We start from the raw sequence: 22087 nt of genomic DNA on the forward strand, positions 1-22087 counted from the left end.
CGGTCCGACTAGCGTCGGGATGTGCCGCGGCCGGGGTTCCGGCTGTGATGGCGGACGACCAGAATTCTTACGTCGTTGCCAACGATGCGGAATAGCAAGTGGTAGGGAAATCGAGGCAGGTTAACGCGGCGCAGATCGCGTTTCAGGAGCCGGTAGCTGCGCGGTGCCTCGCAAGCTTTCAGGAAAGTTGCGCGAACCTCGGCGTGAAATTCCTTGGCCAGATTGAGGCCGCCAAGATTTTCGTAATGTTTGATGATCTGAATGATGTCAGATGCGACGTCTCGATGAAACGTCAGTTGCATCAGCGACGGCGGTTGTTGATCGCGGCGTCCAGATCGTCGAGGGAGATGGTCTGTTGGATACCATCGTTGAGTTCCGCGTCGCGCCGCAGCGCTTCAGCGATTCCTTCGTCCTGATCCGTCAGCACGGTGGGCAATGAGGCCAACAGATTGGCGACGAGCCGCGTCCGCTGCTCGTCGGGCAGCTTCATTACGATGCTCGTCAGCTCGTCCATTGCGATGGCCATGGGGCCGAGTATAGATCACCTGATCTGGAGCGCCAGTGCGTTTTTCGGCAGCTCAAATTGATGCTCCGCGCGCAACGCGCGCGGAGTTGCCGCGGCTATTGCGAGCGGCGGCCGGTTTGTTGCCAGCGGCCGGGATTGAGGATGACTTCACCGGCCTTGCTGAATCTCACTAACAGGGGATAGCGGCTCGGGACAGTGAATTCGTTCTGGGTGACAGGTTGCAGCTCGATGGCGTCGGTGCGTTTGATGGCGAAGACGTCGCGAGGGCCGGTGGCTTGGGCGAAGAGTTTGTGGTCGCGCGTGGTGATGCGGAGTCTGGCGAATTCGCTGAACGTATATTCGCCGACGTAATTTTCCAGCTCGCTCGCGGCAAGCCTCAGTCGCGGGCTCGCCTTCGGGGCCGCGGGCTGTTCGGGGACGGAGGCGAGGATGGCGTCCCACATCACATCGGCGGCGATGACGCCGATGTCCACCGGCGTGACGGCCGAGCCTTCTTTCTTTTCCAGCTCGCCGGTCGACACGGCATATAAAACATCGCCGTCGAACTCGGTCGCGAACGGTTGAATGCCGCGCGCCATGGACGTGTGAACCTGCACGGCGAGGCGGTTCAATTCCGCGTAGCTCATCTTTTGATTCACCACCAGCAGGCTGATGGTGGTGTTGGCCCGCTGGTCCTCATCGAGCGCCTTGCCAGTCCAGCCGGGCTTGCGGCTGTCGGGCGAGCCGTCGGCGAGATCGAAGGCGGACAGGTTCTTGGGCCACGAAGCATCGCGGAAGCAGGCGGCGATCGAGCCGTCGCGTCTGGTGATCACGCCCATTGCATTCACCACCGTGAACGCGGCGATTTTCAGATCACCGATTTGTTTGAACGCGCCGCCCTGGCCGGAGTGAGCGTTGCAATTGAAGTAGCCGCCACTCTTCGCCATGCGGCCGGCGCCATACGCGCCGAGTGGAAACACGCCAGGGCGCGCGGCACGAAAGGCGGCCTGGGCGAGTTTCTTGTCGGGATAGACTTCGTTGAGGCGTCGGTCGCCGAAGTCATAAATGATGGAACCGACCGCCAACGCCACATTGCCCCAGCGCGCGTCCCGCAAGCCGTCGTCTTTGAGTGCGGTGGCAACAGCGGTGGTGGATTCCAGTCCATACCACGAGCCGCCGGACAGCACGATGGCGTCGAGCTTCGGCACTTCATAGCCCAGCCGCAGATAATCCGAGTTCACCGTGCCCGGCCCGCCGCCGCGCGCGTCGATCGCGACCAGCGAGCGCTTCTGAAAATGAAACACGGTGACCCCAGTCGGGCCTTCCTCGTACTCGCCGGTGCCGACACGAATGGTCGGCCAGTCGAATTCGAGCGTCTTGCCGGCCGCGTTAATGACCGGCGTCAGATCCTGCTCGGCCATTGCCGAAGAGTTGCCGCTGAGGATAGAGGCGCCAAGTGCCGCCGTAAGCGCGAACCGGATGAGGTGGTGCATGCGTCGTGACCGAAAACCAGGTGACGACATTCAATCACGCCAGCAACGGGCGGGGGATGACTACGAGATCAACGCCGGTGACGAATCGTCACCAAGCCATGCCATCGAGCCTCATCGCAGCGGCCAGGCCCAGTGCGCGCAGAACAGCTGGAAACCAACGGCTGCATGATGAGGCGCAGTTCCAGTCGACGACGCGTCACCAGAAAGCCAATGGCCGCGTTGTGAGGTGGCGTTCCGAGCCGGCGGGGCGTCGCAAACAAATCAGTGGCGTTGATGCGAGCCAGTAACTCCGGGCCCGCGAAGCGCCACAATAAAATCCAGTGGCTGCGTTATGAGATGGGCAGGCGAGCCGGCGTCATTGCACCGACTGCAGCACCATCACCGTCTCGACCTTGCCTTTGCGGATCTGCTCCGCGCGGACGGCGAGATATTCCATCTTGGGGACCATCCAGAAGCGCGAACGACGATCCGAGCCCTGGCGGGTGCTTTCGTAGATGACGGCGTCGAGCTTGCCGAGCTTGGTGTCGATCTGGGTTGTGTCTTTCTTGGCGTAGTCGTAGCGCTTGATGCGATTGTCGTCGATCAAGGGAATGACCCCGATCGGCTCGCCTCGCAGCAGCGAAGTGACCACGTCGATCTGGATGGACAGACGATCCTGCGTGCCGGACTCCAGCGTCAGATCGATCTTTTCGCCTTCGATCACGCCGGTCGCGACATTGCGGTCCCAGTCGAATTTGAGGTGGCCGTCCTTGTCGGTGCTGGACTTGCCGTCCTCGAATTGCCATTCGAGCGGGCGCACGCCGTCCGGTCCGATCTCCATGACGGTTTTTTCCATCGCCGCGCGGCTGATGAAAAAGCGCGCGAGCATGGAAGGATCGGCGGTGGTTTCGTATGTATAACGGCCGGTCGCGTCGTCCCGCGACAGCTTGAGTGTCAGCACGCCGGCGCGCATGCCGCGATAGCTGACTTCGTAGACGGCCGTGAAGGGTTTGGGAGCGATGGCCTCGGACCTCGCCGCAGTTGCCAGCAGCAGTGTCGCGATCACAAACGTGGTCAACTGAGCCAGTCGCCGCATTCAACACCTCGTCAAGCGCCCGCGGTGTGAATTACCGGAGCTTCCAACGGTTGGCCATCGAGCCAGGGGCCTTGCTCGCGGAGCTCGAGGCGTCCGCGGGCAAACCAGTCGATGGCTTCCGAATAAATCCTGTGTTCTTGCTGCTGAACTCGCGCTGAAAGCGTGCTTTCGCTGTCACCGGGCAGGACTTTCACCCGCGATTGAATAACGAGCGGCCCCCCGTCAAGTTCCTCCGTGACGAAGTGCACGCTGCAGCCGTGCAGGAGATCGCCCGCTTGGAGCGCACGGCGGTGGGTGTGCAGGCCTCGATAGAGAGGCAACAGCGAAGGATGAATGTTGAGGATGCGATCGGCGAACGTCGCGATGAAACCGGGGCTGAGAATGCGCATGAAGCCGGCCAGCACGACCAGCTTGGGCTCGAAGCTCTGGACGAGTGTGGCCAGCGCGGCGTCATAAGTCGGCCGGTCCGCGAACTCGCGAGCCGACAGCGAACGAGTGGGAATATTCATCGCGGCGGCAGCTGCAAGACCTGGCGCGTCGGCCTTGTCGCTGATCACAGCGCGAACTTCGACGGGAAGCTCGCCGTTCGCGGCGCGCTCCGCGATCGCGAGCATGTTACTGCCGCGACCGGAGATCAGAATGACGATGGGTAATTTCTGCTGCGGCTGGCTGCCGCCGACGGCGGTCATCAGCTGCGAATGACCACGCCGGCATCGCCACGGCGCACTTCGCCGATCACCACCGGCTTCTCGCCATGTTCGGTGAGCGAGCGCATCGCCTTGTCGGCATGTTCGGCGGCCACGCACACCGTCATGCCGATACCGCAGTTGAACGTGCGATACATTTCGGCGGCCGGAATGCTGCCGGCCTTTTGCAGCCAGTCGAACACCGCCGGCTGCTGCCAGGTCTGCGAGCTCAACAGCACTTCCAGGCCATTCGGGATCACGCGAGGAATGTTTTCAGTCAGGCCGCCGCCGGTGATGTGCGCGAAGCTGCGCACCGGCACGATCTTCGCCAGTTCGAGCAGCGGCTTCACGTAGATGCGCGTCGGCGCGAGCAGGGCGTCGTACAACAGGCCGCCATCGATCTTGGTGGTCGGCGTGGCCTTGGCGGTCTTGATCAGTTTGCGGATCAGCGAATAGCCGTTGGAATGCGGGCCCGAGGAGGGCAGGCCGATGATCACGTCGCCAGGACGTGTATTGCGGCCGTCGATGATGCCGTCCTTCTCGACGATGCCGACGCAGAAGCCGGCGAGGTCGTAGTCGCCCTCGGCATACATGCCCGGCATTTCCGCCGTCTCGCCGCCGATCAGCGCGGCGCCGGCCTGAATGCAGCCCTCGACGATGCCTTTGATCACGGTCTCGGCGACATCGACGCTGAGCTTGCCGGTGGCGTAGTAGTCCAGGAAGAACAAGGGCTCGGCGCCGCCGACGACGACGTCGTTGGCACACATCGCGACCAGATCGATGCCGATGGTGGCGTGACGCCCGGTCTCGATGGCCAGGCGCAGCTTGGTGCCGACGCCGTCGGTGCCCGATACCAGTACCGGCTTCTTGTAACGGTCCAGCGGGATTTCGAACAGCGCGCCGAAACCGCCCAGGCCGCCCAGCACCTCGGGGCGCATCGAGCGTTTGACCGCGGGCTTGATGCGCTCGACGAGTTCGTCGCCAGCTTCGATATCGACGCCAGCGTCTTTGTAGGTGATCGGCTCGGAGGGTTGCATGGTCCGGAGGAATCGGTCGATGGGGGGTGTGTTATTTTACACGTCGTTGCCAAGGCGTGGGACTCGCCGTTCAGTATGGGCGTTGCAGGATGGGCTGCGAGAAAGATGAGTAGGACCAAGGCGTTGATCCGCTGGCTGTCATTGTGCATGGCATGGGCGCTCCTGGCGTCCGCGCTGCCCGTGGGCGCCGTGACGCTCGGCAACCTGTACGAAACCGATCAGCCGGTGCTGAACAACGCGCGGGAAGCGGCGTTCGTGGAGGCGCTGAAGACGGTGGTGATCCGAGTCAGCGGCCAGCGCGATGCCCCGGCGAAACTGGGGTCCGCGCTGAACGATCCCCGTAAATATGTCCAACGCTTCGGCTTCACCGAGAACAACGTTCTGCAGGTGGGTTTCGACAGCGTGTCGGTGGACAGGATGCTGCAGGACGCGGGCCTGCCGATCTGGGGCCGGGAGCGGCCCGCCACCCTGGTGCTGTTGAATGTGATCGATCCCAGCGGCTACAGCTACTGGATCAGCGGCGACCAGCCCAATACCCAAAAAGACCTGGTCGAAAAAGTCGCGCGCGATCGCGGTCTGCCGCTGAAGTGGCCGGCGGTGGCCCCGCAGGGCATCGATGAGGCAACCGCGCTTCAGGAAGCCGAGCGCTACGGTGCCAACGCGGCGCTGCTCGGTCGCTCGCAAGGCGGATCGGTGCGCTGGACGATTGTGTCGAGCGAGGGTTCGTCACAGGCCAGCGGTGGCATGGATGAAGGGGTGCATCTGGCCGCCGACACGTTTGCTCGCGTGTTCGCCGCCTCGGGCTCCTCGCTCGGGAATGTGGTGGTCGAGGTGTCCGGCATCGGCGATCTCGACGCGTATGCGAGCACGCTGAACTATCTGGAAGGCATGACCCTGGTGCGCGCGGTTGCGTTGGAACAAGTGTCCGGCGACACCATGCGTTTCAAGCTCGCCGTGCGCGGTGACGCGGCCACACTGCGTCGGGCCATCGCGCTCGACAGCCGGCTGGTATCGCAAGACGAAGGCGCGGCACCCGCCGGTGGGCGTCTCTCGTTCCGATATCGCCCCTGAGCCTTCCTGCAACCACAGGCACGCGTCCATGCGGCACATTCCCAATGCACTGTGCATCTTGCGCATGCTGCTGGTCGTGCCCATCGCCTGGCTGCTGAGCGCGGGCGAATATCAGCTCACGCTGTGGATCTTCGCGCTGGCCGGCTTCACCGACGGCCTCGACGGCTTTCTCGCCAAACGCTGCGGCTGGATGTCGGAGCTGGGCAAGGTGCTCGATCCGCTCGCCGATAAAATTCTGCTGGTCAGCGTGTTCATCATTCTCGCGGTGCTCGGCATCGTGCCGGTGTGGCTGGCGGTGACGGCGGTGGTGCGCGATGTGACGATCACGGCGGGCGCGATCAGCTACAACGCGCTGTATGGTTATCCGCATGGCAATCCGACGGTCATCAGCAAGATAAACACGCTCTGCCAGATCGTGTATCTGCTGCTGGCGGTGGCGGCGAAGGCGGGCAACTGGCAGCCCGACATCGCACTGATGATTCTGGGCGCGCTGGTGTTCGTGACCACCGTGGTGAGCGGCCTCGACTACGTCGTCACGTGGTCGCGCAAAGCCCTCGACGCCAGCCGTCAGCAACGCGGGCTCGCCGGATGATTCAGTCCCCGCAGTTATCGCTGGGCATTCGACTGCCGGACAGCTCGGTGTTCGAAAGTTATTACGCCGGGCGCAATCGACCGGTCGTCGATGCGCTGCTGGCTTTGCAGGGAGGCGAGCGCCCTCGCGCGCCGACGTGCACCTGGATTCATGGCGCGACCGGCACCGGCAAGACGCACCTATTGCAAGCTGTTTGTGCTCGCGCGAGCCGCGATGGACGCACGGCCGCTTATCTCCCGCTGCTTGAAGTGATCAATCTCGGCGAGGAGTTGCTGGCGGGATTCGGTGAGCTGTCCATCGTCTGTCTCGACGACGCGCAGGTGCTGGCTGGTCGCGAGCAATGGGAGCGCGCTTTGTTTCGTTTGCATGTCGAGCTGGACGAGCGCGGCGGCAAGTTGCTCGTCGCGGGGACGGCGCCGCCGGCGTCGTTGCCGTTCAAGTTGCGCGATCTGGGCTCGCGACTGAATGGCGGATTGGTGCTGACGTTGCAACCGTTGGAAGAGTCCGAGCAGATCGCGGCGTTGCAGTTGCGGGCGCAGCTGCGCGGTCTGGAATTGCCCGACGACACCGCGCAGTTCATGTTACGAAGATTGCCTCGTGACATGACGCATCTCTATGCCGTGCTCGATGAGCTCGACACGGCGTCGCTGGTGGCACAGCGTCGCTTGACCGTGCCCTTTGTGAAAGAAGTGCTCGACCGGCGCGTCGCTTCTTAAGCCTGTCCGCGCGTAAAGCGCAGATACGCGATCAACAAAACAAACAACACAAAAGCGACGACCAGGCACAGCGCCGCCCAGACGCGTCCGGCGGGATTGGCGACGGCTTCAGTGATGGCCACGACCAGAAAAGGCGTGACCGCCAGCGTCATCCACGCATAGGTGCGTCGGTGACCTCGCAGCAGGCGGGGCAGCGCGATCAACAAAGGCAATGTCAGCACAACGATGAGCGCGGCGTCGCCGACGGAAAACCCCGTCAGGACGCGCCAGGCGATCAGCGCCGCGATCAGAATGCCGATGGTGACGACGACCGCGAACCGGGCTCGCGCGATCAAGGCTTCGTTGCTCAAGACGGATGCGCTCAACGCTCGGGAGACAGACGGACCGCGAGCTCGGCGACGCGTTTACCCAGCAGTGATGCCAGCAGCCGTTCGTCGTCGGTGAGCTTGCCGGGGCTGAGCCCCGCGACGTGACTGGCACCGTATGGCGAGCCGCCGGAGCGAGTGTGGGTCAGCGCCGGTTCCGTGTAAGGCAGGCCGACGACATACATGCCGTGATGGATCAGCGGCAGCATCATGCTGACGAGCGTGGTCTCCTGACCGCCGTGCATGGTCTGCGTGGAAGTGAATACCGCGGCGGGCTTGTTGGCGAGCCCGCCACTGGCCCACAACGCGCTCGTGCCATCGAGAAAGTATTTCAGTGGCGCAGCCATGTTGCCGAAGCGGGTCGGGCTGCCCAACACCAAACCGTCACACTCGCGCAGGTCATCGTGCGTGGCGAATGGTGGGCCGTCGCTCGGCACGGCCGGCTCCAGTTGCTCGATCACCGTCGAGACTTGCGGAACCGTGCGCAATTTAGCCTTCGCGCCGGGCACGGACTCGATGCCCCGGCACACTTGCCGGGCCAGCTCGGCGGTCATGCCTTTGCGTGAATAAAACAAAACCAGGATTTCAGCCATGCGCGCGGATGCTCCAGAAAACCTTTGGCTGCGCGCGTGATGTGGGTGGAATGCAACGTGGGGCTCGCAGCCGGGGCGCGTGCATTGTATTCAGCCGCTCCTTGACGGTGTAGGGCGCGATTGCTACGGTCAATTGAAAAAATCGCCATGGTAAGTCAGTCATCCCGCCGTAGTTTGACGTTACTCGTGCTCTGCATGGGCCTGGCCGCGTGCGCGGGTGCTCCTGTGCAGGAAATGAGCAATGCCCGCCAGGCCATCAAGGCCGCGCGCGATGCCTCGGGTCCCGCCGCTCCTGCTTCCCTGATCGAGGCCGAGTCTTTATTGAATCGCGCCGAGGACAACCTGCAGAAGCGCGCTTACAAACAAGCCCGCCGTGATGCCATTGCCGCCCGGGGCAAGGCCGCCGAAGCGCTCAGCTCCACCCGCACCGTCGACGACCGCAACGGCGCCAGCTGAGCCACCCCACAGGGTTATCATCCGGCGATGACCACTCTCATCGCACGTCGCTGCTTTGTGTCCGGCCGGGTTCAGGGCGTGTTCTATCGTGCCTCGACCCGTCATAAGGCCACCGAGCTGGGCTGCGCCGGCTATGCGCGCAATCTGCCCGATGGGCGGGTGGAGGTGCTGGCGGTCGGTGAACCGCAGTCGGTTCAAGGGCTGCTGGACTGGCTCTGGCGCGGTTCGCCCGCCTCGGAAGTGAAGCTGGTGGAAGTTCAGGAACTGGCGCTCGAGTCGCTGGACGACCTGCCGGTTGGCTTCGCCCAGCGCTAGCGGTACTGCCAGCGGTTCGCCAGCCGGACCAGCACCAGGTCGGCGTAGTTGCGGCGGCCGACGCTGCCGTTGTAGCGGGCCAGCGCCTTGGTGTAGTCGCCCTTTTCCCGCTCCAGGTAGAACTTCAGGATGGTGCAGCCCATGCGTACGTTCTGGGGCGTACGGACCAGCTCCGCATTGGTCATGCCCAGTTGATTGGGCCAGAACGGCATCACCTGCATCAGGCCGACCGCGCCGGCCGAGGACACGGCCCAGCGATCGAAGCGGCTCTCCACGTCGATCACGGACATCACCAGCCCGGGGGGCAGTTCCAGGCGCCGGGCCTCGCAGAACACGTGATGCAGGATTTCGGCGCGCTCCTGCTCGTCCCTGACCACCTTGATCAGCTTCGGCTCCATGGCCGCCAGCCAGACCTTCTTCTCGAACTCGTCCTCGAAGCAGGGGCTCTCGGTCAGGGTCTTTTGCAGGAATCTGCCGAGCGCGGGGTCCTGCTGCCGGTCGGCCCAGGCGGGCAGGGCAAGCAGGCTCAGCAGTGTAAGCAGCAGGCTGCGGAGGGCAGTCACTCTTTGACCGTGTAGGTTGTGCGCGTTGCGGGCCGCACAATATCATGCGCGCAAACTGCGATGGATCGAGCGCGTCACACCAGCCATCCTATTGGTTGATAAGGGCCAGGAACCTGGCGCGCGGCGACACATTCATTCTGCATCGGCCGCCCCAGGGACAGGCCTGAACCAACCGGAAACACATGAGCGCCGAATACCACAGCAGCGACGTCGAGCAGCCGGCCGAGACCCGGCGGCCTAGCCGCGGCGTGTACTGGCTGCCCAATCTGTTCACCACCGGCACGCTGTTCGGCGGCTTCTACGCCATCGTCGCGGCCATCGACGGCAATTTCTCCAACGCCGGCATCGCCATTTTCGTGGCCATGGTGGCCGACGGCCTGGACGGGCGCGTGGCCCGCTGGACCAATACGCAGAGCGACTTCGGCAAGGAGTACGACAGTATCTGCGACATGGTCGCCTTCGGCCTGGCGCCGGCCATCGTCGTGTACCAGTGGGGCATCGAACGGATCTACGACTACGGCAAGTTCTGGGGCCGGTTCGGCTGGCTCGCCTGCTTCTTCTACGCGGTCGCCGCAGCGTTGCGCCTGGCGCGCTTCAATACCCGCTCCGCCGCCGACAAGCGCTACTTCGAGGGTTTGCCCAGCCCGTCCGCTGCGGCCACGGTCGCGAGCTTCATCTGGCTGGTCAGTGAATTTCCAGTCACGGGCGTGGTGGCATTGTCGCTGGCGTTCGCCATCACCATCTGTATCGGCGCCTTGATGGTCAGCAAGTTCTCGTACTGGAGCGGCAAAGAGCTGAACATGCGCGGCCGCATCCCCTGGGTGTACGCGGCGCTAATCCCATTGATTTATGTGGTGGTGTCGCTGGCGCCGGTCTCGCTGTTCACCTTGTTCGGCCTCTATGCAGCATCGGCGCCGCTGTACTGGGTGTGGCGCAAACTCACGCGCAAGAAGCGGGTGACCGAGAGCAGCTAAGGCATCGAAGCACACCCGGACAACTCGACTTCCCTGAGCCTGATGGCTCCACCGGTCGTAAGACCTATTCAATCGAAGCTACCTCATCAGGGGAAGCAACCTGGGGCCGTAGGTGAATACGATTGCCGATGGTCTAGTGGGGCGGGTGCCGGTAAGCTTCCCCCAAACCATCTACAGCGCACCGTTTCGCAATGGATTCCCGCCGCCTGGCCTACCTGAAGGCACTCGATATCGACGTCTGGGAACGTCGAGACGGCAGCGCGCGCCCGGCGGTTGCGCGGGTCGAAACGGTGGCCGCGCCGGCCGTGCGAGCCCGGACGATTCAGTCGCCGCCCCCGGCCGTCGAGCCGAAGATCCAGCTGCCAGACGATGACGGCGGTGTCTCCAGGCTCGGCTGGGAGGAGCTTGCAACCGCCGTCCGCTCGTGCACGAAGTGCCCATTGCACGCCACTCGAACCAATGGTGTCTTCGGCGTGGGGGACCGTACTGCCCGCTGGATGATCGTCGGCGAAGCGCCCGGCGCGGACGAGGACCGGCAGGGCGAGCCGTTCGTGGGACGCGCGGGCATGTTGCTCAATTCCATGCTGAAGGCCATCGGGCTGGCGCGGGAACAGGTGTTCATCGCGAACATCTTGAAATCGCGTCCACCCAACAATCGCGACCCCAAACCCGAAGAAGTGCGCGCCTGCATTCCCTATCTGTATCGGCAGATCGAGCTGGTGAACCCGGCGCTGATCCTGTGCGTTGGGCGTATCGCCGCGCAGACCTTGCTCGATGTCGATACGCCGATTGGCAAGCTGCGCGGCACGGTGCATAGAATTGCGGCCAATCGCCCGATGGTGGTTACCTACCATCCGGCCTATCTGTTACGCAGCCCGGTGGAGAAACGCAAATCATGGGCCGATCTGTTATTGGCCATGCGTACCTTCGAGACCTTGCAAAGTGGGGCGACGGCGTGAGCGCCGAGCTCGACCGAAGCGCGCTCTATCAAGCGGTGCGCTTCCGGCCGATGACGCTCGTCGATGTGCCTGCGGTCGTGACGGTCGAGCGGGCCTCGTACCTGTTTCCCTGGAGCGAAGGCGTCTTTCGCGACTGCGTGCGCGTCGGCTATCTGTGTCGCGTGGTCGAGTTCGACGGGCAGGTCGCGGGTTACGGCATCATGTCGTATGGCGCCGGCGAAGCTCACATCCTGAACATTTGCATTCGCAACGACCTGCGCGGCGTCGGCGTCGGCCGGCGCCTGATGGATTTCCTGCTCGGGCGGGCCAAGGAAGCCGAGATGCAGGACGTGTTCCTGGAAGTGCGGCCGTCCAATCCGGTCGCCATCAAGCTGTACGAGTCGCTGGGGTTCGTCAAAGTGGGCATCCGCAAGGCCTACTACCAGGCCGCCGGCGGCCGCGAAGATGCGCTGGTCTACAAGCGCGTGCTCGCCACGGCTCCCTGAAACGTTAAGCAGTTCCCCGTTGCCTGTGACCCATGCCCTGCCCTTGCCGGCGGGGCCTGGGTATCGTCGTCTCGATGCACGCCCTCGCTTCCCCGGAAAAACAACCGGCTCTGCTCGCCACGGCCCGGATCCTGCTGATCATGCTGGTCGCGGCCGATCTCGCGTTCATCGTGCTGCACGTGATCTATGTCGAGACCTCGCTGCTGCGGGGCCGGCCGTTCTCCCTGGAGGCCGACAACGGCCTGCCCGAGGCCTATCAGTACGTCAAACAATTCTGGGTCGCGCTGTGCATGATCGGTCTGTACCGGCGCACTCGCGAGATCACCTATGTCGGGGTGGGCGTGGTGTTCGCCTTCCTGCTGATGGACGACGCGTTCCAGATCCATGAGCACTTCGGCAAATGGCTCGCCGCTCAGTACACGCTGCCGGTGGCGTTCGGGCTGCGTCCCGACGATATCGGTGAGCTGCTGTTCGCGGCGGGCATCGGTGTCGTCACCTTCTCGCTGATCGGCATCGGCTACTGGCGCGGCGGCCCGGACGCACGCATCGTGACGCGCGACATCTCGATCCTGATTCTGCTGCTTGCCGGACTCGGGGTAGGCGTGGATGTCATCCACGTCATCAGTTACTTCAAGGCACCGCTGCTGGCCCAGTTCCTGCTGATCCTGGAGGACGGCGGCGAGATGATCGTGGTCAGCATGACCGCGGCCTACGTTTTCAACGTCCTGATCCACGAAGGACGTGCGCCCGTGGACTTGTGGGCTATCATTCGCGACTTTGCCAGCCAACGCTTGCTCCGCCGCGATGCCGGAAGATTGCGCCAATAACCCGGTGCCCGGGAGATCAGCAAAGACGAAGTCTTGCCATCGTCATCCACCCGGATGTTTTCATCCCAGCAAAGCATCGCCAGCCCGCGACGAGTCCTTCACGAAACGATACGTAAGGACACGAGTACTCCTCGCGCTCGAGGAATTCTTCCAGCTCTGCTCGAGAGATCTGCTACGAGAGCTATGTAGCTCGTTACCACCAACGCCGATTCCAATGAGCCGACCGGAAAGGGTGCTCCGCTCCCGCTCCCTTACAACGTCATTCATCCGGTGTGTGCGTCATTTGCAACGACACGCAGGTCTACCTGCGCTGGCTCAACGACAAGACCGGGCCGGCGCCGGGCCAATCTGATCGAGACGTTTGGCGGGTTGAAACTCCCCACCGGCTAAAGAAATATTTTTTGCGCATGCAGCCGTCTGTTCCCGTCTATATGCTGCCGCATGTCCGACTCGTTGCAGGATTGGTTCAAGCGAGAAATCGTCGTGCACGAGGGCGCGCTGATTCGCTATATCCGCAGTGTTTGGCTGCAGCTCAGCGAAGTCGAGGATATCCGGCAGGAAGCCTACATCCGCGTCTATGAGGCCGCAGCCCTGGGGCGGCCTTGTGCCCCCAAGTCTTTTCTCTTCACCGTCGTGCGCAACATCATGGCCGACCGTATCCGGCGCCGCCGTATCGTCTGCATCGAGGCGACGGATGATCTCGATTCGCTGAATGTTCTGATCGACGAGCACTCGCCCGAGCATTGCGTCGGAGTCAGGGAAGAGTTTCTGCGACTGGCAGCGGCGTTCGAAGCCTTGCCAAGCGAATGCCGCGACGTAGTCTGGCTTCGCAAGGTGGAGCGCCTCACGCAAAAGGACGTCTCAAGTCGGCTCGACGTGCCGCAAAGAACGATCGAGAAGCGCCTCGCCCGCGGCATACGGCTGCTTGCCAAAGCCGTCTTCGGGGAGGTTTCCGGCCACGAGGTCGTCCAGGGAAAAGTTTCCGAGGACTGTAAGGAGCGAGCACATGGATAGTCGCGAGCACATCGAACAGCAGGCCGCCGAGTGGCTGGCCAAGCGCGACAGTGGACAATGGTCTGATCAGGACCAGTCCGCCCTGTCCGACTGGCTCGCCGCCTCGACCGCGAACATGGTCGAATTCCTGAGGCTCGAGGCAGTTTGGGACCAGGCCGATCGATTGCGGGCGATGGGTACTGAACTGGAGTCTGGCACCGTGCTCTCTTTCGAGACGCGCAGCTGGGCGCCGGCCTTCACGCATGCGCGGACGTCGCTTCCTGAAGTACCAGTCACCACCGATAAAAGGGCAGGAGGTGGGTGGAGAGCTGCGGCATGGGCGGCTGGGATCATTGTGTGCGTTGTACTGGGCTCCTACAGGTACTGGCATCGAAACACCTACGCGACGGAGATTGGCGCGACTCGCGCCGTTGCTTTGCCAGAAGGATCGATCGTCACGCTGAACACTGCGAGCCATATTCACGTCGACCTGCGAGATACACAAAGAACGATCGAGCTGGACCGGGGCGAGGCCTATTTTGAGGTTGCAAGGGATGAGGACCGGCCGTTCGTCGTCATTGCGGGCAAACACCGGATCACGGCGCTGGGCACGGCGTTTTCCGTACGCCGGAGCACTTCGGACGACGTTCGAGTGACGGTTGCCACGGGGCGGGTTTCAGTCGTCATTGCCTCGGAGGCACGAGCCGAGAGCGGCGAGCGCATGCATACACCTGTCGAGCTGGAAGCCGGCTCAGTCGCCGAGGCGTACCGCAAGAACGTCAGCGTCGTGAAGCGACCGCTGGCTGAGATCGAAGAGGCGTTGAGCTGGCGCAGCGGCTTTCTGGTATTCCATGACACACCGCTGATCGATGCCGTGGCTGAGTTCAATCGCTACCACACTCGACAAGTCGTCATTCGAGATCCCTCGCTCGCGGCAATCCCGGTGAGCGGCAGCTTTCGTGCCGCCAACTTCGATGCGTTCGCGCGGCTCATGCAGATCGGCTTCAAGATTCAAGTCACCGAAGAGGACGGCCGCATCCTGCTTCAGAGCAAATGATTTGCAGATCCGAAGGGGAGTTTCTCCACGTCGATCGTCCCGGTGATACACGGCAGTGTTGTCGATGAGCGCGCCGCCGCTCGCAGCTTTGTAGCACCGCACGATAACGGGGAGAAAACGTGGATATAAGAAGAATCGTAGTTGGCGTGGTGGCGTTGGCGCTCACCAGCATGTCAGCCATTGCCGGTGCGCAGAATGCGATAACGGTCAGTATCCCATCCGGAGATCTGGCGGCGGCGCTGGAGGCCTTTGCGAAACAGGCCGGGATCGAACTGGTGTTCCGGGCGGATCAACTGAAGGGAATCCACACGGAAGGCATCTCGGGGACATTGACGCCGCGGGAGGCCGTGGAGCGATTGTTGAGAGGGACTGCGTTCGTCGCGCAATCGGATGCAGCGACAGGGGCGATGTTGATCACTCCCGTCGAGCGCACGACTTCGAATGGCAGATCTGCCAACGAGCCGGTGGAAGAGATCATCGTGACCGCGACCAAACGTGCTGAGAGCATTCAAGACGTGCCGCTCAGCATTACGGCCATCGGCAATGCAGATATTGAAAGCCGCGGCTTGAAGGGCATGGGGGACTACCTGGCGGCGGTTCCCGGCGCCAGCTTCATCGAGACGAATTCGGTCTCCAGTGCCATCGTCATCCGCGGCATCGAAACCGCGGCGCAGTACCAGAATTTCGGCTCGGGGACCACGGTAGCCAGCTATTTCGGCGAGACGCCCATCACCAATTCAGCCGGCATCCTGGGTGGCAGCGGAGTGGATTTGAAGCTGGTCGACATAGAGCGTGTCGAGGTGCTGCGCGGTCCCCAGGGAACCTCATTTGGAAACTCCTCTCTGGGAGGCGCGGTACGTACGATTCCAGTGGCGCCGAAACTCGATAGATTTGGCGGCAAGGCCGCTGCGAGCTATTCGGTTACGGGTAAGAGCGGCGGTGGCAACCAGATGTGGCAAGGTGTCCTCAATGCACCTCTCGTTGCAGATAAATTGGCCGTTCGGGCCGTAGCCTATGAGTACGACAACAGCGGTTACTACAAGAATGTATCGGGCTCCGACCCCGCCATGCAGGCTTACGTGGCCTCCTTGGGGCCTCGTGCGGTGTCCTTGGCGACCAACGCGGATGACAGAGGTCAGGATCGGACTCGGGGAGCGCGCGTCGCGCTCCTATGGCAGGCCACCGATGACTTGAAGCTCTCCTTGTCATATCTCTATCAGAAGATAGAGCAGGACGGTTTCACCTCGTCGCAAGGTTTGGATAACGGCTACGGCTATGTCGCGTTGAGGATTTTTCCATCGCATGCTTTGCGGGGCAGTGTCGATAGCATCTACGACAATCGTATCGGCATCGCCAACTCCACACTGGAGTACAACTTCGGCTGGGCTGCGCTGGTGACTGCCGCATCCTGGGTCGATTCCAAGACCCAGTACACGGAAGGCGGAAACATCGACGCACCTTACGATGGCGCCTACCGCAGTCCCCATACGGCCTTTTCCGGTGAAATGCGCCTGGCGTCCAAGCTGGATGGGCCTTGGCAGTTTCTGGCGGGTCTGTTTCATGAGAAACAGAACGATGTCGCTCATGAGAGAAACAGCTCGCTGGAGGTTCCCGCCTTGAACCCGTGGGGCGATGGCATCAACGAAGTGCTCGGCATATTCGACACCACGCGCGAGTTGACACAAGACTCGGTGTTCGGCGAGTTGTCCTATGACTTGAGGAGCAACCTGACGCTGACCCTCGGTGCGCGAGCGTACCGCTTCGATAGAAGCAACCAACTGGTCTCCAGTGGCTGGTTTACCGGAGTGCCGCTGGATGCTCCCGATGTGGCCAGATCGAGCATCAGCAAATCGGGGAACACCTACAAGGCCAACCTGAGCTACAAACCCACCGACAAGGCGCTTGTCTACGCCAGCTTTTCGCAAGGGTTCCGTTTGGGGCGGCCGGCAACCGGGCTCATTCCGGGAATCTGCGATACAGACAACGACGGGGTGGTGGACGGCAGCAATGTCACGATCGCTGCCACGCGAGTGATCGACTCGGATACGTTGGATAATTTCGAGCTGGGTGGGAAGTTCACGCTGCTCGATGGACGTCTTGCAGTCGACGCCAGCGTGTATCGAGCGAACTGGCAGGGGCTTCCCACGAACGCCAGAGCGACCTGCCGTGACCTGGGCTATTTCTATGTCGCCAATGCCGGAGAGGCGACCTCCCAGGGAGTTGAAATTCAAACGAGTTACCGCCTTGCCCGGGGACTTAAAGTCGACCTCGGAGGTTCGTATACGAATGCTGAGCTGAGCGTAGATGTCCCGACTCTCGATGCGGTCGCGGGCGATCGTTTGCCGGGTTCGCCGAGGGTGAATGCCAGTCTCGGCATCCAGTACGACACCGACATTGCCGGGCGCGCTGTGTTTGCCCGCGCGGATGGCGCTTACCGGGGAACGTTCTTCGGCAACTTGGCGCAGACACCGTTGACCGAGGCAGGGGGCTACGTCACCGCGAACGTGCGCGCTGGCGTCACGATCAGCAGCGTCAACCTGGAGTTGTTCGTGAACAATCTGACCGACGCGAGTGACTACGTCTGGAGAGGCACGGGAAACACCGATCGCGGCTATGGTTATCGCCTGCGGCCCCGCACGTTGGGGCTGCAGATGAGCTACAACTTCTGATATGGCCTTCTTTGTCAATCGGAGCCACGAGGCTTTCTCGTGGCTTCGCGAAGGATGGAGGGTTGGACAGGGATGTATGGCGTTGATACCGAAGCGAGAACGCGGCGCGCGGGTGAGGCGTGCGACGATGGATCATTCTGATATCCGCGGATTGGCTACCGCATTTCATCATTTCTTCGCGGGGCTGCCTCGCTCTAGTAGCGGAGATCACTCGCAGAACTGGATAGGTTGGGTACGAGGCTCACATAAAACTTTCGAGGATTCCCCTCATCGGTCCCACGCGCCGTGTTTTCGGTTCGGCGTCAGGCTGTGGATCGGCAGTGCCGGTGGTCGATCTCCTGGGGTCAATGGCGGGGCAAGGGAGCGATCAGGAGGCGATTTTGATGTGTCGTGCGACACCCCAAGTGAAGCCCGCCAGCTCACGAGCGATAGCGACGCAGATCTTGTTTTGATTGAGCTTGCGTCCCATGCCGAGGCTTCGCCAGCGTTTGGAGAGTCGCAACTGTGCCTTCCAGGTGATGTCACGGACGATCTTGGGCTGACCCTGCTGGCGCACCTCGAGCGTGCGAGTGACCTGCGCTTTGAAGCGGTTGTTCCAGGCAGCCTCGATCAGAACGCGGCGCGCGTGTTTATTGCCGCAGCGAGTGATGGCGCCTTGACGGCGCGTGGGGCCACTGGAGTACTCCGAAGGCACCAGCCCCAGGTGCGACATGAGGGCGCGCGGATGCGCAAAGCGGCTCAGATCGCCGAGTTCGGCAACGAATGTCACGGCGGTGACGAAGTCGAAGCGCTTCAGACACATCAGCGCTTTGATCACCGGCTGCATACGCCAGTGCTCACAGAGCTCGCGCAGCGCTTGCGTGATTCGCTCGACGCGCTCGTCCGCCTCTTTGGAAGCCAGGCGATATTCACCAAAGGCGATCTCCTGCGCCGGATGATCGAAGCGAATGGTGGACAGATGCCGCTCGTGAGCCTGGCTGCCACAACGAGCCCGCACGTAGTCGCGGCCGTGACGCAACAGCATGGCTTTCATCTGCTGACGCACTCGCAAGCGAGCGGCCACCGCATCCTCTCGGGCACGCGACAAATCCCGAAACGCCTCATCGCGCTCATCAGGAAAGATCGCCGGCACGCGAGTGCCGGGCGAGCATCAATGTCTAGTGTCGATTCCATATCACGAGCTGACGGGTAGCACATGCAACGCATCGCAAAGATGAAGCGGCAATCGCAAAGAACCTGCATCTGCGGACTGACGATGATGCTCGCGGCGGTGGCAGCCAGTCTGCTCGCCAGCCGGAGTGCCGATGCGTCGGAGCCGAGCAGCGGATACGATCCTCGCAAGACGATTGCCGCGGAGCATGCGCTGCCACGTGACGGTCTCGATGAAATGCGTGCCATTCCTGTCAATGGCACGCAGCAGTGGATCAGCGTACGCGGTGCGCGGGCGGACAATCCGATCCTGCTTTATATTCATGGCGGTCCTGGCGCGCCGATGATGGCCGAGAGCTGGACCTTCCAGCGTCCCTGGGAGGACTACTTCACCGTCGTCCAATGGGATCAACGCGGGGCCGGCAAGACTTTTTCTGAAGCGCGTCGCCAATGGGATGTGAACACAACGGTCGATCAGCTGGTCGACGATGCAGAGCAGGTCGCGCTCCATCTCCGCCGCCAGTACGGGAAGCAGAAGATTTTCCTGCTCGGCCATTCCTTCGGCAGCATTCTTGGCGTCCGGCTGGCGCAGCGGCATCCGGACTGGTTTTACGCTTATGTCGGTCTTGGCCAGATCGTCAATGGGCGACGCAATGAAGCGGCCGGCTACGAGTGGACCTTGTCAGAGGCAAAGCGCAGGGGCGACGCACGGGCGGTCAAGGAACTGGAGGCTATCGCTCCGTACCCTGAACGCGACGGCACAGTCCTGCCCAACAAGACGCAGATCCAACGCGGCTGGGCAGTGCGCTACGGAGCGATGCTGCATGGGCAAATCGAAGATGACGAATCGCGTCGCCGGGCGCTCAGTCCGGCTTACAACGATTACGACCTGAGATCAACGCAGATCGGCCAGGATCTGTCCGGCGAGCGGCTGTGGATTGAAGCCATGAGAACCGACTTCGACCAGAAAACGCATTTCGAATGTCCGGTGATCCTCATGGGAGGTCGCTACGACAACATCACCGCCACGACAGTTGCACGAGCCTGGTTCGAGACGTTGAAAGCGCCGAAGAAAACCTTCGTGCAATTCGACCGCGCTGCGCACTACGTGGTGAACGAAGTCCCTGGCGAGATGCTGATCGCCCTCGTCACTCAAGTCCGCCCTCTCGCGGGCGCCGACCTGCCTGCGCCCTGATCGAGCCTCGGAAGTAATTGCGCCGACTGGGAGCTTTGGATCGTACGGAGGGGCGCTGACGAATCATGGTTGAATTGTCGCTCTGCGTAACGCTCGGCTACAGATCCTCTTTCGATCCGTCGGCGCGGCAATGATCAGCGCCACTCTTTATGCAGAATCGCGTACTGCATCGTATTCTCATAGATGGGAATCCCGTCATCGTCTTTCCTGACGCAGAAGGTGTCCTCTTCCGGAACTGCGAACAGATCACCTATCAGCCTGTCGGATTCTTTCAGGCAGATGGCGATATGCTCATCGCCGCCGCCGCGTCGCTCGGCTTCAGCTTCAGTCTGGCTCATATTGTTGAGCGCAAGCGACAAGAAGCGACTCGCGACAGGCTCATGCAGATACTCGAAGAGCCTGGCAGTGTCATGCTTCCGAAAATTCCTCAGGACTAGCCGTTCAGTTTCAATCTCTTTCATGGCGAGGTCTTCGACACAATAAATTCTGCAGGACCGAAGCTATGCGGGTCACGGCCTGCGGCTGAAATCGGCCGCGAGACTGCACGCGTGCGACATGTGGGGCCTCGGGACCAATCAATTCATGAGCACGCCAACGACGACTGCTGTGGGCCGCTCGGGATGGGGAGCGCCAGTCGGCTCAGCATGACCGCCGCCTATGTCTTCAACGTCCTGATCCACGAAGGGCGTGCGCCCGTGGACTTGGGGGCGATCATTCGCGAATCAGTCCGGCGAGGAATGTCGCGAAAGGTTTGATGTCCTGCCCGACGCTCGCGGCTTCCAACGCAGCCATGTAATCGGCACGCCGTTCGAGCGGAACGATCGTCCAGGGATAGCCGCCGGACGCAAGCATCAGATTCATCATGAAACGTCCCATGCGCCCGTTGCCGTCGAGGTACGGATGGATGTAGACCAAGACGAAATGCCCGAGAACTACGCGAACCGCGGGCTCCGGCTCTTGTCGTAACAACTCGAAGAACGTCGGCATGAGTTCACGCACGGCTTCGCGGCCTGGCGGGACATGCATCGAGCGACGGATGAAGACCGGGCCATTGCGATAGCCGGCCAGATCGCTCGGCTTCAGGATACCGGCGGTCACGCTGGGGCCGAACAATTCGCGATACCACGTTGCATGGTCTTGGTCGGCGACCGCGCCGGCTTGCGCGCCATCGAGCACTTTCTCGATGCTCCGCCCGACCGTCTGAAACGCCTGCCAATAGCCGCGCGCGGCGAGAGCATCGCGCTGATCGCGATCGCCCTTGATGCTGTCCGGATTCCAGGAGCCCGATCGCACCCGCTCGATCAACTCGGCGCTCACCTTGTAACCTTCGATCGACAGCGAGTTGTAGGCGTCGGCGACGTAAGCGGCGTTCACTTGCTTGATGTACGCGTCGACATCGGTGGCGATGCCAGGGGCGGGCGGAAAGATCGGAATGATGTCGGCGCGCATGCGCATCCAGCTCATCCGGAGGCGGTTCACATACGGAGATGTTTCTCGCGCACCGAACGGCATCGGCGACGGATCCACGAACGGATCGGTTTCATTGATGGTATAGCCGGCCGATTGCATGGTCGCCACGATGTTGTCGGCGATCTGGTCGCGCCCGATGTTTCGAAAAGCGCCGGCCAGCCGGGCGGCGACTTTGCTATGGCCGCCATCGAGCAGTCGCCCGAGAACTTCCGATGCATCGGAAACCATCGCGAGCGCGGCTCGGAGCGTCGAGGCGTGCGTGGGAAAGTAAGATGGCGCGCAGCTGATCAATGCGGCTGGTAAAGAGTAGATGCGCATGCCGCCAATGATGCTGACATCGTTCGGCGGCGGCAGCTCCAGCTGAACATCGAAAATGGATGTGTCGTGGATGAGCTGTGTGGGTTTGTTGCCGCCGCGCGGGGAGCGAACCAGCAGCTGTCTCGGCACCGTCCAATCACCGGTATGAAGGCTGATCGACTGCTCCGCGCCGAGACACCAGGCATCGCCGAATCGCTCGGTCAGATAGGCCGAGGAAAAATCCCAGAACGAGGCGTACCAGGACGTGCTTTCTCCCTGCGGCTCGTCGGGACGGGAAGGGATGTACCAGCCCTTCATGACCGGGCGGATGAAACCGTTGGCTTGCAGGCGCTCGCGGTGGGTCCGCGACAGGTCGGCAGCCCGGATCGCGATTCGTCCCTGGTCCTGAAACGCTTTCAGGACGCCCAGGGATTCGGCGAGCTTGTCGGTGGGCGCGGCCATGGAGTTCCGGTTTCTAGGGTTTCGTGTCTTCCCATTTCTAGGTTATTGCGTTTTACTGTTTCTAGGTTATCGTGTCAACCCAT

At 62.1% G+C, this 22087-nt stretch carries 25 protein-coding genes; 13 read left to right on the forward strand and 12 right to left on the reverse strand.

Translation table 11 applies throughout. The features are described from left to right. Positions 1 to 8 precede the first annotated feature (8 nt). From EKO19_RS15010 to purM, 6 genes are all read right to left on the reverse strand, one after another. Positions 9 to 302, reverse strand: coding sequence for a type II toxin-antitoxin system RelE/ParE family toxin (locus EKO19_RS15010; RefSeq protein WP_129777182.1), 294 nt, complete (start codon positions 300 to 302; stop codon positions 9 to 11). Then, the gene (locus EKO19_RS15015; protein WP_217705354.1) at positions 302 to 490 is read right to left on the reverse strand and encodes an addiction module protein; all 189 of its coding nucleotides are present in this window, start codon (positions 488 to 490) and stop codon (positions 302 to 304) included. The genes EKO19_RS15010 and EKO19_RS15015 overlap by 1 nt, the downstream gene beginning before the upstream one ends. Positions 491 to 621: 131 nt before the next feature. Beyond that, positions 622 to 1926 (reverse strand): P1 family peptidase, encoded by a 1305-nt coding sequence (locus tag EKO19_RS15020; protein ID WP_217705355.1) that lies wholly within the window; start codon positions 1924 to 1926, stop codon positions 622 to 624. A gap of 427 nt (positions 1927 to 2353) precedes the next feature. Next, the gene (locus EKO19_RS15025) at positions 2354 to 3073 is read right to left on the reverse strand and encodes a DUF3108 domain-containing protein (RefSeq protein WP_129777185.1); all 720 of its coding nucleotides are present in this window, start codon (positions 3071 to 3073) and stop codon (positions 2354 to 2356) included. Between the two features lie 11 nt (positions 3074 to 3084). Then, on the reverse strand, positions 3085 to 3762 hold the full coding sequence (purN, locus tag EKO19_RS15030) for a phosphoribosylglycinamide formyltransferase (protein ID WP_129777186.1): 678 nt from the start codon (positions 3760 to 3762) through the stop codon (positions 3085 to 3087). Next, positions 3762 to 4796 (reverse strand): phosphoribosylformylglycinamidine cyclo-ligase, encoded by a 1035-nt coding sequence (gene purM, locus EKO19_RS15035; protein ID WP_129777187.1) that lies wholly within the window; start codon positions 4794 to 4796, stop codon positions 3762 to 3764. Before purM ends, purN begins: the two co-directional genes overlap by 1 nt. A gap of 105 nt (positions 4797 to 4901) precedes the next feature. Between purM and EKO19_RS15040 the strand changes: the two genes are divergently transcribed. From EKO19_RS15040 to hda, 3 genes are read left to right on the forward strand one after another with little or no spacing between them, the layout of a single operon-like run. Further along, positions 4902 to 5867, forward strand: coding sequence for a DUF2066 domain-containing protein (locus EKO19_RS15040; RefSeq protein ID WP_157995268.1), 966 nt, complete (start codon positions 4902 to 4904; stop codon positions 5865 to 5867). Between the two features lie 28 nt (positions 5868 to 5895). Beyond that, on the forward strand, positions 5896 to 6459 hold the full coding sequence (locus tag EKO19_RS15045; RefSeq protein WP_129777189.1) for a CDP-alcohol phosphatidyltransferase family protein: 564 nt from the start codon (positions 5896 to 5898) through the stop codon (positions 6457 to 6459). After that, the gene (hda, locus tag EKO19_RS15050) at positions 6456 to 7175 is read left to right on the forward strand and encodes a DnaA regulatory inactivator Hda (protein ID WP_129777190.1); all 720 of its coding nucleotides are present in this window, start codon (positions 6456 to 6458) and stop codon (positions 7173 to 7175) included. Before EKO19_RS15045 ends, hda begins: the two co-directional genes overlap by 4 nt. Here the strand turns inward: hda and EKO19_RS15055 are convergent. Together EKO19_RS15055 and wrbA are read right to left on the reverse strand one after the other, a co-directional pair. After that, the gene (locus EKO19_RS15055) at positions 7172 to 7525 is read right to left on the reverse strand and encodes a DUF2069 domain-containing protein (RefSeq protein ID WP_157995269.1); all 354 of its coding nucleotides are present in this window, start codon (positions 7523 to 7525) and stop codon (positions 7172 to 7174) included. The two genes, hda and EKO19_RS15055, sit on opposite strands and share 4 nt — an antisense overlap. An 11-nt stretch (positions 7526 to 7536) precedes the next feature. After that, the gene (wrbA, locus tag EKO19_RS15060) at positions 7537 to 8133 is read right to left on the reverse strand and encodes an NAD(P)H:quinone oxidoreductase (protein ID WP_129777192.1); all 597 of its coding nucleotides are present in this window, start codon (positions 8131 to 8133) and stop codon (positions 7537 to 7539) included. A 234-nt stretch (positions 8134 to 8367) separates the two neighbouring features. Here wrbA and EKO19_RS15065 point away from each other — a divergent pair, with 234 nt between their 5' ends. Together EKO19_RS15065 and EKO19_RS15070 are read left to right on the forward strand one after the other, a co-directional pair. Beyond that, complete coding sequence (locus tag EKO19_RS15065) at positions 8368 to 8589, forward strand: DUF4398 domain-containing protein (RefSeq protein WP_217705357.1); 222 nt, start codon at positions 8368 to 8370, stop codon at positions 8587 to 8589. Between the two features lie 27 nt (positions 8590 to 8616). Next, positions 8617 to 8904 (forward strand): acylphosphatase, encoded by a 288-nt coding sequence (locus EKO19_RS15070; RefSeq protein WP_129777194.1) that lies wholly within the window; start codon positions 8617 to 8619, stop codon positions 8902 to 8904. Here EKO19_RS15070 and EKO19_RS15075 read toward each other — a convergent pair. Next, positions 8901 to 9467 carry a transglycosylase SLT domain-containing protein gene (locus tag EKO19_RS15075; RefSeq protein ID WP_129777195.1) on the reverse strand — a complete coding sequence of 189 codons (567 nt, stop codon included), beginning with the start codon at positions 9465 to 9467 and terminating at the stop codon, positions 8901 to 8903. The two genes, EKO19_RS15070 and EKO19_RS15075, sit on opposite strands and share 4 nt — an antisense overlap. A gap of 182 nt (positions 9468 to 9649) precedes the next feature. On the opposite strand from EKO19_RS15075, the gene pssA reads away from it, so the two are divergent. From pssA to EKO19_RS15110, 7 genes are all read left to right on the forward strand, one after another. Then, on the forward strand, positions 9650 to 10441 hold the full coding sequence (gene pssA, locus EKO19_RS15080; RefSeq protein WP_129777196.1) for a CDP-diacylglycerol--serine O-phosphatidyltransferase: 792 nt from the start codon (positions 9650 to 9652) through the stop codon (positions 10439 to 10441). 191 nt (positions 10442 to 10632) lie between these two features. Next, positions 10633 to 11400, forward strand: a complete 768-nt coding sequence (locus tag EKO19_RS15085) for a uracil-DNA glycosylase (RefSeq protein ID WP_129777197.1) — start codon at positions 10633 to 10635, stop codon at positions 11398 to 11400. After that, positions 11397 to 11885 carry a ribosomal protein S18-alanine N-acetyltransferase gene (gene rimI, locus EKO19_RS15090; protein WP_217705358.1) on the forward strand — a complete coding sequence of 163 codons (489 nt, stop codon included), beginning with the start codon at positions 11397 to 11399 and terminating at the stop codon, positions 11883 to 11885. The genes EKO19_RS15085 and rimI overlap by 4 nt, the downstream gene beginning before the upstream one ends. Positions 11886 to 11959: 74 nt before the next feature. Continuing rightward, the gene (locus tag EKO19_RS15095) at positions 11960 to 12712 is read left to right on the forward strand and encodes a hypothetical protein (protein ID WP_129777198.1); all 753 of its coding nucleotides are present in this window, start codon (positions 11960 to 11962) and stop codon (positions 12710 to 12712) included. A 441-nt stretch (positions 12713 to 13153) separates the two neighbouring features. Next, the gene (locus tag EKO19_RS15100; protein WP_129777199.1) at positions 13154 to 13726 is read left to right on the forward strand and encodes an RNA polymerase sigma factor; all 573 of its coding nucleotides are present in this window, start codon (positions 13154 to 13156) and stop codon (positions 13724 to 13726) included. Next, entirely contained in the window at positions 13719 to 14762 is a 1044-nt protein-coding gene (locus EKO19_RS15105) for a FecR family protein (RefSeq protein ID WP_129777200.1), read from the forward strand. The genes EKO19_RS15100 and EKO19_RS15105 overlap by 8 nt, the downstream gene beginning before the upstream one ends. Positions 14763 to 14881: 119 nt before the next feature. Continuing rightward, positions 14882 to 17431: a TonB-dependent receptor gene (locus EKO19_RS15110; RefSeq protein WP_129777201.1), complete on the forward strand. Its 2550-nt coding sequence runs from the start codon at positions 14882 to 14884 to the stop codon at positions 17429 to 17431. A 367-nt stretch (positions 17432 to 17798) separates the two neighbouring features. Here EKO19_RS15110 and EKO19_RS15115 read toward each other — a convergent pair whose 3' ends face one another. Further along, positions 17799 to 18563 (reverse strand): IS110 family RNA-guided transposase, encoded by a 765-nt coding sequence (locus EKO19_RS15115; protein ID WP_129777202.1) that lies wholly within the window; start codon positions 18561 to 18563, stop codon positions 17799 to 17801. 123 nt (positions 18564 to 18686) lie between these two features. On the opposite strand from EKO19_RS15115, the gene EKO19_RS15120 reads away from it, so the two are divergent. After that, a complete protein-coding gene (locus EKO19_RS15120; protein WP_157995270.1) occupies positions 18687 to 19775 on the forward strand; it encodes an alpha/beta hydrolase in 1089 nt (362 codons plus the stop codon). A gap of 134 nt (positions 19776 to 19909) precedes the next feature. Here the strand turns inward: EKO19_RS15120 and EKO19_RS15125 are convergent, their stop codons facing one another. Both EKO19_RS15125 and EKO19_RS15130 read right to left on the reverse strand, forming a co-directional pair. Continuing rightward, positions 19910 to 20236 carry a GNAT family N-acetyltransferase gene (locus tag EKO19_RS15125; protein WP_129777204.1) on the reverse strand — a complete coding sequence of 109 codons (327 nt, stop codon included), beginning with the start codon at positions 20234 to 20236 and terminating at the stop codon, positions 19910 to 19912. A gap of 250 nt (positions 20237 to 20486) precedes the next feature. Further along, positions 20487 to 22004: a Fic family protein gene (locus tag EKO19_RS15130; RefSeq protein WP_129777205.1), complete on the reverse strand. Its 1518-nt coding sequence runs from the start codon at positions 22002 to 22004 to the stop codon at positions 20487 to 20489. Between the last annotated feature and the right edge of the window lie 83 nt (positions 22005 to 22087).

Origin of the sequence: Peristeroidobacter soli (assembly GCF_004138485.1) — a bacterium.
GTDB lineage: Bacteria > Pseudomonadota > Gammaproteobacteria > Steroidobacterales > Steroidobacteraceae > Steroidobacter > Steroidobacter soli.

What these genes read in the sequence shown, in the direction of transcription:
- EKO19_RS15095 (WP_129777198.1), top strand. Translation starts at nt 11,960, where the DNA reads ATGCACGCCCTCGCTTCCCCGGAAAAACAACCGGCTCTGCTCGCCACG.
- EKO19_RS15010 (WP_129777182.1), bottom strand. Translation starts at nt 302, where the DNA reads ATGCAACTGACGTTTCATCGAGACGTCGCATCTGACATCATTCAGATC.
- EKO19_RS15085 (WP_129777197.1), top strand. Translation starts at nt 10,633, where the DNA reads ATGGATTCCCGCCGCCTGGCCTACCTGAAGGCACTCGATATCGACGTC.
- EKO19_RS15130 (WP_129777205.1), bottom strand. Translation starts at nt 22,004, where the DNA reads ATGGCCGCGCCCACCGACAAGCTCGCCGAATCCCTGGGCGTCCTGAAA.
- EKO19_RS15105 (WP_129777200.1), top strand. Translation starts at nt 13,719, where the DNA reads ATGGATAGTCGCGAGCACATCGAACAGCAGGCCGCCGAGTGGCTGGCC.
- EKO19_RS15020 (WP_217705355.1), bottom strand. Translation starts at nt 1,926, where the DNA reads ATGGCCGAGCAGGATCTGACGCCGGTCATTAACGCGGCCGGCAAGACG.
- EKO19_RS15065 (WP_217705357.1), top strand. Translation starts at nt 8,368, where the DNA reads ATGAGCAATGCCCGCCAGGCCATCAAGGCCGCGCGCGATGCCTCGGGT.
- EKO19_RS15070 (WP_129777194.1), top strand. Translation starts at nt 8,617, where the DNA reads ATGACCACTCTCATCGCACGTCGCTGCTTTGTGTCCGGCCGGGTTCAG.
- hda (WP_129777190.1), top strand. Translation starts at nt 6,456, where the DNA reads ATGATTCAGTCCCCGCAGTTATCGCTGGGCATTCGACTGCCGGACAGC.
- EKO19_RS15040 (WP_157995268.1), top strand. Translation starts at nt 4,902, where the DNA reads ATGAGTAGGACCAAGGCGTTGATCCGCTGGCTGTCATTGTGCATGGCA.
- wrbA (WP_129777192.1), bottom strand. Translation starts at nt 8,133, where the DNA reads ATGGCTGAAATCCTGGTTTTGTTTTATTCACGCAAAGGCATGACCGCC.
- purM (WP_129777187.1), bottom strand. Translation starts at nt 4,796, where the DNA reads ATGCAACCCTCCGAGCCGATCACCTACAAAGACGCTGGCGTCGATATC.
- EKO19_RS15100 (WP_129777199.1), top strand. Translation starts at nt 13,154, where the DNA reads ATGTCCGACTCGTTGCAGGATTGGTTCAAGCGAGAAATCGTCGTGCAC.
- purN (WP_129777186.1), bottom strand. Translation starts at nt 3,762, where the DNA reads ATGACCGCCGTCGGCGGCAGCCAGCCGCAGCAGAAATTACCCATCGTC.
- EKO19_RS15015 (WP_217705354.1), bottom strand. Translation starts at nt 490, where the DNA reads ATGAAGCTGCCCGACGAGCAGCGGACGCGGCTCGTCGCCAATCTGTTG.
- EKO19_RS15045 (WP_129777189.1), top strand. Translation starts at nt 5,896, where the DNA reads ATGCGGCACATTCCCAATGCACTGTGCATCTTGCGCATGCTGCTGGTC.
- EKO19_RS15125 (WP_129777204.1), bottom strand. Translation starts at nt 20,236, where the DNA reads ATGAAAGAGATTGAAACTGAACGGCTAGTCCTGAGGAATTTTCGGAAG.
- pssA (WP_129777196.1), top strand. Translation starts at nt 9,650, where the DNA reads ATGAGCGCCGAATACCACAGCAGCGACGTCGAGCAGCCGGCCGAGACC.
- EKO19_RS15120 (WP_157995270.1), top strand. Translation starts at nt 18,687, where the DNA reads ATGATGCTCGCGGCGGTGGCAGCCAGTCTGCTCGCCAGCCGGAGTGCC.
- EKO19_RS15025 (WP_129777185.1), bottom strand. Translation starts at nt 3,073, where the DNA reads ATGCGGCGACTGGCTCAGTTGACCACGTTTGTGATCGCGACACTGCTG.